The 12,361-nt window shown below is 43.6% G+C and carries 9 protein-coding genes; 4 read left to right on the plus strand and 5 right to left on the minus strand.

Annotation, left to right across the window (positions count from 1 at the left end; genetic code table 11):
* Positions 1 to 254 precede the first annotated feature (254 nt).
* From AACT18_RS06165 to gyrA, 3 genes are all read right to left on the minus strand, one after another.
* Entirely contained in the window at positions 255 to 431 is a 177-nt protein-coding gene (locus AACT18_RS06165; protein ID WP_017042466.1) for a hypothetical protein, read from the minus strand.
* A 125-nt stretch (positions 432 to 556) separates the two neighbouring features.
* On the minus strand, positions 557 to 2,203 hold the full coding sequence (locus AACT18_RS06170) for a methyl-accepting chemotaxis protein (RefSeq protein ID WP_017046166.1): 1,647 nt from the start codon (positions 2,201 to 2,203) through the stop codon (positions 557 to 559).
* Between the two features lie 357 nt (positions 2,204 to 2,560).
* Entirely contained in the window at positions 2,561 to 5,284 is a 2,724-nt protein-coding gene (gene gyrA / locus AACT18_RS06175; RefSeq protein WP_094125866.1) for a DNA topoisomerase (ATP-hydrolyzing) subunit A, read from the minus strand.
* 294 nt (positions 5,285 to 5,578) lie between these two features.
* On the opposite strand from gyrA, the gene ubiG reads away from it, so the two are divergent.
* From ubiG to yfaE, 4 genes are all read left to right on the plus strand, one after another.
* Positions 5,579 to 6,286 carry a bifunctional 2-polyprenyl-6-hydroxyphenol methylase/3-demethylubiquinol 3-O-methyltransferase UbiG gene (ubiG, locus tag AACT18_RS06180; RefSeq protein WP_017044298.1) on the plus strand — a complete coding sequence of 236 codons (708 nt, stop codon included), beginning with the start codon at positions 5,579 to 5,581 and terminating at the stop codon, positions 6,284 to 6,286.
* Between the two features lie 480 nt (positions 6,287 to 6,766).
* The gene (nrdA, locus tag AACT18_RS06185) at positions 6,767 to 9,049 is read left to right on the plus strand and encodes a class 1a ribonucleoside-diphosphate reductase subunit alpha (RefSeq protein WP_094125805.1); all 2,283 of its coding nucleotides are present in this window, start codon (positions 6,767 to 6,769) and stop codon (positions 9,047 to 9,049) included.
* Between the two features lie 68 nt (positions 9,050 to 9,117).
* The gene (nrdB, locus tag AACT18_RS06190) at positions 9,118 to 10,251 is read left to right on the plus strand and encodes a class Ia ribonucleoside-diphosphate reductase subunit beta (RefSeq protein ID WP_010318364.1); all 1,134 of its coding nucleotides are present in this window, start codon (positions 9,118 to 9,120) and stop codon (positions 10,249 to 10,251) included.
* Positions 10,251 to 10,529 carry a class I ribonucleotide reductase maintenance protein YfaE gene (gene yfaE, locus AACT18_RS06195; protein ID WP_013857000.1) on the plus strand — a complete coding sequence of 93 codons (279 nt, stop codon included), beginning with the start codon at positions 10,251 to 10,253 and terminating at the stop codon, positions 10,527 to 10,529. Before nrdB ends, yfaE begins: the two co-directional genes overlap by 1 nt.
* 64 nt (positions 10,530 to 10,593) lie before the next feature.
* Here the strand turns inward: yfaE and AACT18_RS06200 are convergent, their stop codons facing one another.
* On the minus strand, positions 10,594 to 10,848 hold the full coding sequence (locus AACT18_RS06200) for a hypothetical protein (protein WP_013857001.1): 255 nt from the start codon (positions 10,846 to 10,848) through the stop codon (positions 10,594 to 10,596).
* 263 nt (positions 10,849 to 11,111) lie between these two features.
* Positions 11,112 to 12,350, minus strand: coding sequence for a CinA family nicotinamide mononucleotide deamidase-related protein (locus AACT18_RS06205; protein ID WP_094125067.1), 1,239 nt, complete (start codon positions 12,348 to 12,350; stop codon positions 11,112 to 11,114).
* Between the last annotated feature and the right edge of the window lie 11 nt (positions 12,351 to 12,361).

Genomic DNA, 12,361 nt, shown 5'->3' on the forward strand with positions numbered 1-12,361 from the left:
ATCGCGTGTGCGCTAAGCTCTTTTCGTCCCCCATTGGGACCCCCTTTCAATTCTTAATTAACTCTTGCAGTTGCCAGACCACAAGACGTTTTTATCAAATTGAAAGGGGTTATATAACTGACTTATAGCTGTAAGCTTTACGGAACCCCCAGCCTAGCTGGGGGTTTTCTCGATACAAAAAAAGCCAGCATCTGTTCTGCTGGCTTTTTATTTGGGATTATTACGAAAATTTGCGCTAATCAATTTGTGGGCAGTTAGATATTCTGCGACTGCTTCCAAACCGCCAGTTCAACCCACATTTGTTCGAGTTGTTGCAACTCTTCTTCTGTGAGCAGTGCTAAGGTCGTTTGAGATTCAGATGTCGGACCGTCTTTGAGAGAGCGAATCTGCGCATAAAAATCCTTCTTTAATTGCGATATCACAGGGTCCACAACCGATTCCTATAAAAATACTAAAATTCTCAAAAATAATACCATTTTTCATAGACATGTCTTATGTCGTGTTAAGTTATGGAATAGTTATCACATTTCTAATATCTAAGCCTAAAGTATCAAAATTACAATTTAAAATTGTTCACTAGGCTATCGAGTTGCTTGGAAACTTTTTTCAAATGTTCGCTACTAACGGTGAGCTCCTCAGCCACTGTTGTTGTTTCCATGGTGAGATGATTAATATCTTCAACGGTGCGGTTGATTTCACTGACCACACTTGATTGCTCTTCCGTTGCCGTCGCCACTTGAATGTTCTGATCACTAATATTCTCTATATAAACGCGGATCTGTTTTAGCGAACTATTGGCATTTTCAGCTTGTTCAACCACCAATAAACTCTGCTCTCGGCCTTGGGACATCGCCCCAACCGCCCGTTTCGATTCTTCTTGTAAGTTATTAATGACTCTTTGAATTTCTTCGGTTGATGCAGCAGAACGGCTTGCTAAATTTCGCACCTCATCGGCAACGACCGCAAAGCCTCGACCTTGCTCTCCCGCTCGCGCCGCCTCAATCGCTGCGTTCAATGCAAGTAAGTTCGTTTGCTCGGAAATGCTACGAATAGTCTCAAGTATCGAGCTGATGTTAACCACTTGACCAGCCAAAGAGCCTACGACTTGTGCAGCTTGCTCTAATTCAGTGATCAAATCTGCAATTTGCACTTGTGCTTTCTCTACTACAGTGGTGCCATTTTCCGCCTGATGAGTGGCCTGTTTCGCAACGTCGGCAGCTTGAGCTGCGTTGTTTGCAATTTCGCCTACCGTTGCGCCTAATTCATGAATGGCAGTGGCCACTTGAACTGTTCTATCACGTTGCGAAGTGCAGTTGTTTTTGGTTAATAGTGCCCGAGCTGAAACTTGGTTAGCCGTATTCGCTAATTCATAAGAACTCGAAGCCACTTGCTTGATCGCTACATGTACTTTCTCAATGAAGTCGTTAAAACTGTCGCTAATTTTCGATAACTCATCTTGACCACCTAAATCAATGCGAGCATCTAGCGCCATGTTTTCAGCTGCCAAAGCAATCGATTTTTGTAGGCTGGCCACTCTCGTTTTTAGGCCGATAACAATAAAGAATGAAGTGACAAACGAAATTAGCACGCCAATACCAATAATGATAAACATGTGATTTTGCCCTTGGGCATAACTCTTTTGGCTATTGACGTTCTGCTGTTTGGCCTGCTCTAGTAGCGAATCGAGGATCACATTGGCTTTTTTACGCAGTTCACCATAGGTAACCGCATATTGATCTCGGTATATGTTGCGAGCCGTATCTAGATCGCCCTTTTCAAATGCCGCCAACATAGGATTAAGTTGAGTACTGACCATTTTTTCAAAGTCAGTCAACAGCTGCTGAACTTGTCTACGTTGTTCTGGATCCACTTGTGACTGAACTGCGTGCTCGACAGACTGCCTCATTTCAGGGATATCTTCGTCACGTGTCTCTTTCACGCGTGTGAGGACACCCTTTTTATCTCTTAACGACGTCTCTTGAAGTAACATCATATCGATACCAACCCGCATACGGGGAATTCGAGAGGCAACTTCAGCCATTGAACGCATTGGCGCGGCCGTATTGAGATAGAGCTGTTCTGCCTGTCGTTGAATCGTCGACATGCTATTGAAGCTCGCCATTCCAACAATAATCAACGCAACGCAAGGTAATAACACCGCAAAAATTAATCGCGATTGTAAAGTAAACCGATTAGCAAACATCTTTTATATCCTTTTTAGTTGTAGCGCCATTATGTTATGGGGACAGATCTTAACCAATGATTGGTTTCTTATTTATTAAAAAGTTATCTTTTCTAGAACGTTTAAAATTAAATTAATGACTTTTATGACGTTAACTCAATAGCTAAGTATAGGCAATTTTAGGTTGAATGAGAGATGTGGAGTCAGCCGTATTTGTGGCACAGATGATCTTTTCAAAAAGACCACCACGATTTCAACGCTGAATGGAAATCCTTCGCTTGTTGGATGGGCTGCTCGCTAGAAGTAAAAAGCCGAAGCAATCAATGCTCCGGCTTTTATTCTTTATCACCTTAGAATAAAGGTGGATATGTGAAACGATTACTCGTCTTCAGAATCGCTGCTCGGTTCAGAGTCAGCCTCTTCTGCGTCACTTTGTACTTCTAAAATTGCAATGCTCGATTCACCCTCTGGCAATTCCTCACCTTCTGGTAACTCAACATCTTCAATTTCTTCAATACGTTGTAAACCTACGACGTTTTCATCTTCAGCGGTGCGAATCAAGGTCACACCTTGAGTATTGCGTCCCACTTGGCTCACTTCCGCGACGCGAGTACGAACGAGCGTACCGGCATCGGTGATCATCATGAACTCATCGCCTTCTTCAGTTTGCACTGCGCCGACAACTTGACCATTACGCTCAGACACCTTGATTGAAACAACGCCTTGAGTTGCACGACCTTTAGTTGGATATTCCCCTAAGGTTGTACGTTTACCATAGCCGTTTTGTGTCACTGTTAAGATGTCGCCGTCATTTGAAGGAACAATCAGCGATACCACTTGGTCGCCTTCTGCTAGCTTCATACCACGAACACCGGACGCTGTGCGTCCCATGGCGCGCACACCTTTGAACTTAATTTCTGGCTGGCCATGTTCATCAAGAACAGGCTGACCATTTTCATCCAATACTGGCGTTTCTTCTGATTCTTTAAAGCGAACCACCTTACCAAATTTAGAAAACAGCATAATTTCACTGTTGCCATCGGTAATGTCCACACCAATCAAAGAATCATCTTCACGCAAGTTAACCGCGATCAAACCGTTAGAACGCACGTTGGCAAAGCTTGAAAGTGATGTTTTCTTCACTGTACCGTCACCGGTCGCCATAAAGATAAACTTATCATCACTAAACTCAGTGACTGGCAAAATCGCAGTAATACGTTCCCCTTCTTCCAGAGGAAGAATGTTAACGATAGGTTTGCCACGCGCTGTACGGCTCGCTAGCGGTAATTGATAGACTTTCAAACGGTATGTCTTACCACGAGTCGAGAAGCAAAGAATATGGTCATGAGTATTCGCCACAAGAAGACGCTCAATGTAGTCTTCTTCTTTCATCTTCGTCGCGCTCTTACCTTTACCACCACGGCGTTGTGCTTCGTAATCGCTGAGGATCTGGTATTTCACATAACCTGCATGAGAAAGTGTAACGACCACATCTTCACGAGCAATCAGCTCTTCCATGTCGATATCGTGAGTTGCCGCGGTAATTTCAGTGCGTCGTGCGTCACCAAAAGCATCACGAACAGTTTCAAGCTCTTCGCGGATCACTTCCATCAAACGTTCAGTGCTAGCAAGGATATGCATCAGTTCAGCGATTTCTTCCAGAAGAGCTTTGTACTCATCAAGAATTTTTTCGTGCTCTAAACCTGTCAATCTGTGCAGACGAAGTTCAAGAATTGCTTGGGCTTGTTGCTCAGTTAAGAAATATTTGCCATCACGGATACCGTATTCTGGTTCAAGCCATTCAGGACGAGCGGCATCGGTTCCAGCACGTTCAAGCATTGACGCTACGTTGCCAAGATCCCAACCACGAGCAATCAAGCCTTCTTTTGCTTCTGCTGGCGTTGCTGCGCGGCGAATCAATTCGATGATTTCATCAATGTTGGCTAACGCGAGAGCAAGTGCTTCTAGAATGTGGGCACGATCACGAGCTTTACGCAGTTCAAAAATAGTACGACGCGTCACCACTTCACGGCGGTGATCAACAAAGCATTTCAACATTTCTTTCAAGTTGAATAGCTTAGGTTGACCATTATCCAGCGCAACCATGTTGATGCCGAATGTTGTTTGTAACTGTGTTTGAGCGTAAAGGTTGTTCAGTACCACTTCGCCAACCGCATCACGTTTACATTCGATAACAATACGCATGCCGTCTTTATCAGACTCATCACGTAGTGCACTGATGCCTTCGACTTTTTTCTCTTTAACCAACTCAGCAATTTTTTCAATCAAGCGTGCTTTGTTCACTTGATAAGGGATTTCTCTGACGATAATGGTTTCTTTACCATTCTTCTCGACTTCGATATCCGCTTTAGAGCGCATGTAGACTTTACCGCGCCCTGTTTTATAAGCGTCGATAATTCCTTTGCGGCCACTGATTAATGCTGCTGTTGGGAAATCTGGGCCCGGAATGTAGTCCATCAACTCATCAATGGTGATGTCTTCATTATTTATATAGGCCAAGCAACCCTCAACCACTTCCGTTAGGTTATGGGGTGGAATGTTGGTTGCCATACCTACTGCAATACCAGATGAGCCATTCACCAGTAGGTTAGGAATTTTCGTAGGAAGAACCGCAGGGATCTGTTCTGTACCGTCATAGTTCGGTACATAATCGACCGTTTCTTTGTCGAGATCGGCAAGCAGTTCGTGGGCAATTTTTGACATGCGTACTTCGGTGTAACGCATTGCTGCCGCAGAGTCACCATCGATCGAGCCAAAGTTACCTTGGCCATCGACCAACATGTAACGCAATGAGAACGGCTGCGCCATACGAACAATCGTATCGTATACAGCACTATCACCATGCGGGTGATATTTACCAATCACATCGCCCACAACACGGGCAGATTTTTTATATGGTTTATTCCAATCGTTACCAAGCACATTCATCGCGAATAGAACGCGACGGTGTACTGGTTTTAGGCCATCACGCACATCTGGAAGAGCACGACCCACGATAACGGACATCGCGTAGTCTAGGTATGAACCTCTTAGCTCATCTTCAATGTTTACGGGCGTGATCTCTCTAGCTAGATCGCTCATAGAGCCATTATCCCTCTATCTTTTGATCGTATATTCGATACGTACAAGGCCGAAAAATATAACACATAATTCACTACTTCGGCATCCCTTTCCCTTTCCTTTTATCAGGTTGTGACCTTTGTTGTGTATCAAGTGCCGAGAAATTGCACATTCATTCCATACCCGGCTGATTAATGGCCAAATTTTAGCCAAAAATTAATGAAATAAAGATAACCTGTAGCCTGTGATAATCAACTGGTTATAATACCCCACACAACTAAAGATGCCTATTTTGACAGCAAGAGCGAATCTAACATGACTAAAGCACAAAACGTTGATCTTAATGAAATTAAAAAGTTTGAAGAGATGGCGTCACGCTGGTGGGATCTGGATGGTGAATTTAAGCCACTGCATCAAATTAACCCGTTAAGATTGAACTATGTGTTGGTCAATGCCAACGGCCTATTTGGCAAGAAGGTGCTCGATGTTGGATGTGGTGGCGGAATTTTAGCCGAAAGCATGGCGCGAGAAGGTGCGCAAGTGACTGGCTTAGACATGGGCAAAGAACCGCTTGAAGTCGCTCGTTTACATGCTTTAGAAACCGGAACAAAGCTCACTTATATTCAAAGTACGATTGAAGACCACGCCGCTGACAACCCACACACATATGATGTTGTCACCTGCATGGAAATGCTTGAGCATGTTCCAGACCCATTGTCCGTTGTTCAAGCCTGCTCTGCGTTGGTCAAACCCGGCGGTCATGTTTTCTTTTCTACGCTCAATCGTAATTTTAAGTCTTACCTGTTTGCCATCGTGGGCGCAGAAAAGTTGCTACGCATTGTTCCAGAAGGCACACATGATCATGAAAAATTCATCCGCCCATCGGAACTGATTAAGATGATTGATAAAACAAACCTGCAAGAGCAAGGAATAACAGGCCTACTTTATAACCCGTTAACCGATACTTACCGTTTAGGGCGCAATGTTGATGTCAATTACATCGTTCATACTCAGCTTTTTTAAAGTCAGTGGTCATCTAATATGCCATTATCGATAGCGTATTGCTCACGTTAAAAATTAAGCCGAATAGCACATTTTTTCTCGGTTTCTAGGCTGTTTTTTGTGCTCTAGATTCCATTTTAACCACATCGAAAATCGCTCCCTTTTTTCCTCAAAGATCAAGAAGTTTTTTTTTGATTGTGGTTACATCTAAACCAAACTCAAAACGGTAATTTTCTACAATCAAATCGGCTCTTTGATCATCAGTAAGTGGGTACTAACTGTTTTTTTTATTTTTGCTAGTTATCCACAAGCTGTCCCAGATCTGTAACTTGAAATGAGCTTCAGATAGCACTATCTTGTAACTCGCAAAGCAAAGAACCCCTATATGTTGTGTTTGCACTACAATATATAGATAAATTCAGATCACAAAGCCGCGATAAAATTTACAACAATTCTACAAAAATACGGCCTTAATCAGTTTTGTTAGGGAAATGAAGCAGAATGAACCAAAAACTTACTGTCACCAAGCGTGATGGACGCAAAGAAACAATTGATCTTGAGAAAATCCACCGTGTAATCGCGTGGGCTGCGGAAGACCTGCACAATGTCTCTGTATCACAAGTAGAACTGAAAGCTCACATTCAGTTTTACGATGGTATTACGACCTCTGACATCCATGAGACTATCATCAAATCCGCTGCCGATTTGATTTCAGAAGAGACGCCAGATTACCAATATCTAGCGGCTCGTCTTTCGGTGTTCCATTTGCGTAAAAAAGCCTACGGACAATACGAGCCACCCACTTTGTACAACCATGTCTCTCGTTTGGTTGAAATGGGCAAATACGATAAGCACCTTATCGAAGATTATACTCGCGCAGAATTTGAAGAACTCGACACTTATATCGACCACGCACGTGACCTTAATTTTTCTTACGCCGCGGTAAAACAGCTTGAAGGTAAGTACTTCGTGCAAAACCGTGTGACGAAACAAATTTATGAGAGTGCCCAGTTCCTCTACATTTTGGTCGCCGCTTGCTTATTCGCGAAATATCCAAAAGAAAACCGTCTCGATTACATTAAGCGTTTTTACGACGCAACATCAATGTTCAAAATCTCGCTGCCAACGCCAATCATGTCGGGTGTGCGCACGCCTACCCGTCAATTTAGCTCATGTGTGTTGATTGAATGTGGTGACAGCTTAGATTCAATCAATGCCACAGCAAGCTCTATCGTACGTTATGTATCACAGCGTGCGGGTATTGGTATTAACGCGGGCCGCATTCGTGCATTAGGCTCGGAAATTCGCGGTGGTGAAGCATTCCACACGGGTTGTATTCCTTTTTATAAATATTTCCAAACCGCAGTGAAGTGCTGTTCTCAAGGTGGTGTTCGTGGTGGCGCAGCCACTGTCTTCTACCCTTTGTGGCACGGTGAAGTGCAGTCGCTACTGGTATTGAAAAATAACCGCGGCGTTGAAGAGAACCGTGTTCGTCATATGGACTATGGTGTTCAGCTCAATAAGTTGATGTATTCTCGCTTAGTCCAAGGCGGTAATATCACCCTATTCTCCCCTTCTGATGTGCCTGGATTGTATGACGCATTCTTCGAAAACCAAGACGAATTCGAACGTTTGTATGTTCAATATGAGAATGACACTTCGATTAAAAAAGAGACGGTGAAAGCGGTAGAACTGTTCTCCCTATTGATGCAAGAACGTGCCTCCACTGGCCGTATCTACATCCAGAACGTTGACCACTGCAATACGCACAGCCCGTTTGATGCGTCTGTAGCGCCTGTTCGCCAATCCAATCTCTGTTTGGAGATCGCACTGCCGACGAAACCGCTGTCTAATGTTGAAGATAATGAAGGTGAGATTGCGCTATGTACGCTTTCGGCATTCAACTTAGGTTCAATTCAATCTCTGGATGATTTCGAAGAGTTGTCTGATCTTGTGGTTCGTGCGCTAGATGCACTGTTGGATTATCAAGATTACCCACTGCCTGCCGCTTATAAGTCAACCATGAATCGCCGTACATTGGGTGTGGGCGTGATTAACTACGCTTACTATCTGGCGAAAAATAGCGTGAAATATTCGGACGGTAGTGCAAATGGTTTGACACACCGCACTTTTGAAGCGATGCAATATTACCTGTTGAAGGCTTCAGTCGCGTTAGCCAAAGAACAAGGCCGATGCCCTCTATTCCATGAAACAAATTATGCCAAAGGCTTGCTGCCTATCGACACCTATAAAAAAGATGTCGACCAAATTTGCGCAGAACCTTTGCATTATGATTGGGATGCGCTGCGCGCAGAGATCATGGAATTTGGCTTACGTAACTCAACGTTAACAGCGTTAATGCCTTCAGAAACCTCTTCGCAAATTTCCAATGCCACCAACGGTATTGAGCCTCCTCGCGGTTATGTTTCAGTAAAAGCCTCAAAAGATGGCATCTTGAAACAAGTCGTGCCGGATTTCATTAATTTGAAAGAGAACTATGAGTTATTGTGGAATATTGGTTCTAACAACGGCTATCTGCACCTAGTCGGCATCATGCAGAAATTTGTTGACCAAGCGATTTCCGCTAATACCAACTACGACCCCAGCGCGTATGAAAGTGGCAAAGTGCCAATGAAACAATTGCTACAAGATCTGCTGACGGCATATAAATTTGGTGTGAAAACCTTGTACTATCACAACACTCGTGATGGCGCGAAGGATGATCAAAAAGACGCAGTACAGGCACAAGATGATGATTGTGCGGGCGGCGGTTGTAAGATCTAACTCTATTTCACTCAACGTATTCAATAATGCTCCCCACGCAGGGGAGCTTAAAAGGGATTGAGGCATTTATGGCTTACAGTACTTTTTCTCAAAAAAAGAATGATCAACTCAAAGAACCGATGTTTCTTGGCCAATCGGTTAACGTGGCTCGTTACGACCAGCAAAAGTTTGAAATTTTTGAAAAACTGATAGAAAAACAGCTCTCGTTCTTCTGGCGTCCAGAAGAAGTCGACGTATCGAGTGATCGCATTGATTACAACAAGCTTCCAGATCATGAAAAGCACATTTTCATCTCGAACTTGAAATATCAAACGCTACTGGATTCAATCCAAGGTCGCAGCCCTAACGTGGCACTGCTACCGCTGGTTTCGCTTCCTGAAGTGGAAACATGGATTGAAACCTGGTCATTTTCAGAAACAATCCACTCACGCTCATACACTCATATTATTCGTAATATTGTGAATGATCCGGGTATTGTGTTTGATGACATCGTCGAAAATGAACACATATTGAAACGCGCAAAAGACATTGCACACTATTACGATGATCTGATCCAACTGTCTAATGACTACCACCGTTTTGGTGAAGGAACGCATCAGATTAATGGTGAGAGCGTCAAAATTAGCTTAGGTGACCTGAAACGTAAACTTTATCTTTGCTTGATGTCAGTCAATGCGTTGGAAGCGATTCGTTTCTATGTCAGCTTCGCCTGCTCATTTGCCTTTGCAGAGCGCGAATTGATGGAAGGTAACGCCAAAATCATCAAGTTGATTGCACGTGATGAAGCTTTGCACCTGACTGGTACACAGCATATGATCAACTTGCTGCGTAATGGACAAGACGATTTCGCTTTCTTACAAATCGCTGAAGAGTGCAAGCAAGAGTGTTTTGATTTGTTCAAAGCGGCTGCTGAACAAGAAAAAGAGTGGGCTGAATATCTGTTTAAAGATGGTTCGATGATTGGTTTAAACAAAGACATTCTGTGCCAATACGTTGAATACATCACCAACGTTCGTATGCAAGCGGTTGGTTTAGATATCGCCTACCCCGGCGCAACATCAAACCCAATTCCTTGGATTAATGCGTGGTTGTCTTCAGACAACGTACAAGTTGCACCTCAAGAAGCAGAAATCAGCTCCTACCTTGTAGGCCAAATTGACAATGAAGTTCGTGCCAATGACTTCGAGGACTTTGAGCTGTAATGGCGACCATTAAAATCAACAAAGTTACAACCATAGAATCAAACTCTTCCAATACTTTATTGGAAAGTATGGAGAGTGCGGGGCTAGAGCCGGAGTACAACTGTCGCGATGGTCACTGTGGTGCCTGTCGCTGCACGCTCGTTAAAGGCGAAGTGGAATATGTTGGTTTTGCGATGGCTTACACGGAGCGCAACGAAATATTGCCCTGTATTTGTAAAGCCAAAAGCCACGTGGAACTTGCTGGTGTTAATTATCGACCCAAAGCAAGGCGAGCCTAATCTCGGTCTGCCAATATGCGCTTAACGCATCACACATTGGCGCGTTAAAAAGATAAAGCCAGAGCTATGCTCTGGCTTTATACATTCCTAGAAGAATGCCATCAGCTGTACCCATTGATACGGATTTGTTAGCGATTTCTCTGCCATCCCCATCAAACAATGAAAGTCTATATCCTTGATAGCTGGGCGTATCTAAGTCTGATGGAGCGTTGAGCCATAAAGAAACAACATCACTCATTTCATTACTCAATGCCTCACCTAAGATCACTTTTTGACTTGCAACTTTATACCAAACTAAAATTTTCGATTGGTTAAACATGTCAGCCTCCTGCTGAATTTCATCGAGCGGACTGACAGTGTACAGAGAAAAGATGTGCAAAAAAGACCTAATTTTGAAACAATTTTATCTGATGCGTGAAATCATGAGCTTAGTCTTTAGACGAAATAATCATAAGCTAAGCACCTCACCGAACCTACGGAATAAGCCAAAAAATCATGCAGTTACCACCCGATACAATTTAAATATAAAGCAACTAATTATCAAAGACTTAAACTTAAAAATGCGCTAACACATTGAGTTAATTAGCCAATGACGCTCGCAGATAAAAACATCTCTTTGACGGAGATCAATGCCCCATACTGAGCAAAAATAGGCTTATTCGATAAATAGCGGCGTAACATATCAGCCGCTATGGTCCCCATTAACTCCCTCTGCTCATCGGCGCTGTAACGACGCTTGAATTTGAGGATCTGTCCCCACTCTCCCTGCGGAGCCGATAAAGCTAGGCTAAATTGATCATCATTTACTACACCAGTCACGAGCGATAACGAAGTAGAACACTTTTCCTTCGTTGCGCCAGCAAGCGCTAATGACGCCGCGAGTGGATCTTGATCGCCTAAGCCCGATTCAACGTTGCGGCTCAAAATCCAGCAGTGGCCGCTCAACGCTTCCACTTGCTCGTTACTTAACAACCAACTGGCGAGCCAACCTTTGGTCGCTTGTTCTGCAATAGAGATCGATAATCCTTTGTCTTGCATTAAATGACCGATATGCGTGAGCATAGGTTCATCGACACTCACAACATGTTGTTCCAAATGCTGGTAGATGATCTGTAGTAGTTTTACTCGGCGTTCTAAATCACTTTTCGGACCAAACAATTTCACCTCAATAAAAGGCAGATAAGAACGATACCCCAGCATATACCCTTCCGATAAGACTAATTTATCCAACTTATCTGAAATGGCCGATTCTGATGAACCCAGAGTGAATAAACGGCTGCACTCTAATCCCGTTTGTTGTGGGTATGTTGCTAGCAAGTCGGGTAAAATCTGTTCAGAGACCATCAGCTTAAACTCTTTGGGTACTCCGGGGGTGAAATAACAAACACAATCATTAATCTGAACTTTAAAGCCGCAAGCCGTCCCTATTGGGTTATCAATGATGTCAGAGAACTCAGGTAACATCGCTTGTTTGAGGTTACTTTCTGGCATCACAACACCACGCTGCGCAAAAAATTCGTCCAGTTTTTGCTTCCACAGCACAGACAACACCAACTTTTGGTCCGCCGCTTGAGCCGCCGCCGCCGCACTTAAATCATCAGACGTTGGGCCGAGCCCGCCATTTACGATCAATACATCATTATTGAAACTAAGCATCAGTAACTCTTCAACCAAGGCTTGCTGGCTATCGCCTACCGTTGATCGTTTTACTAACGAAAAACCCTGCTGGAAGAACTCACTGGATAACCAAGCAGCATTGGTATCGACAATATCGCCATGGAGCACTTCCTCACCCGTGCTTAACATTGCTATTTTCAACATATCATGGTGTC

It is taken from the genome of Vibrio sp. V04_P4A5T148 (assembly GCF_963875605.1).
GTDB lineage: Bacteria > Pseudomonadota > Gammaproteobacteria > Enterobacterales > Vibrionaceae > Vibrio > Vibrio anguillarum.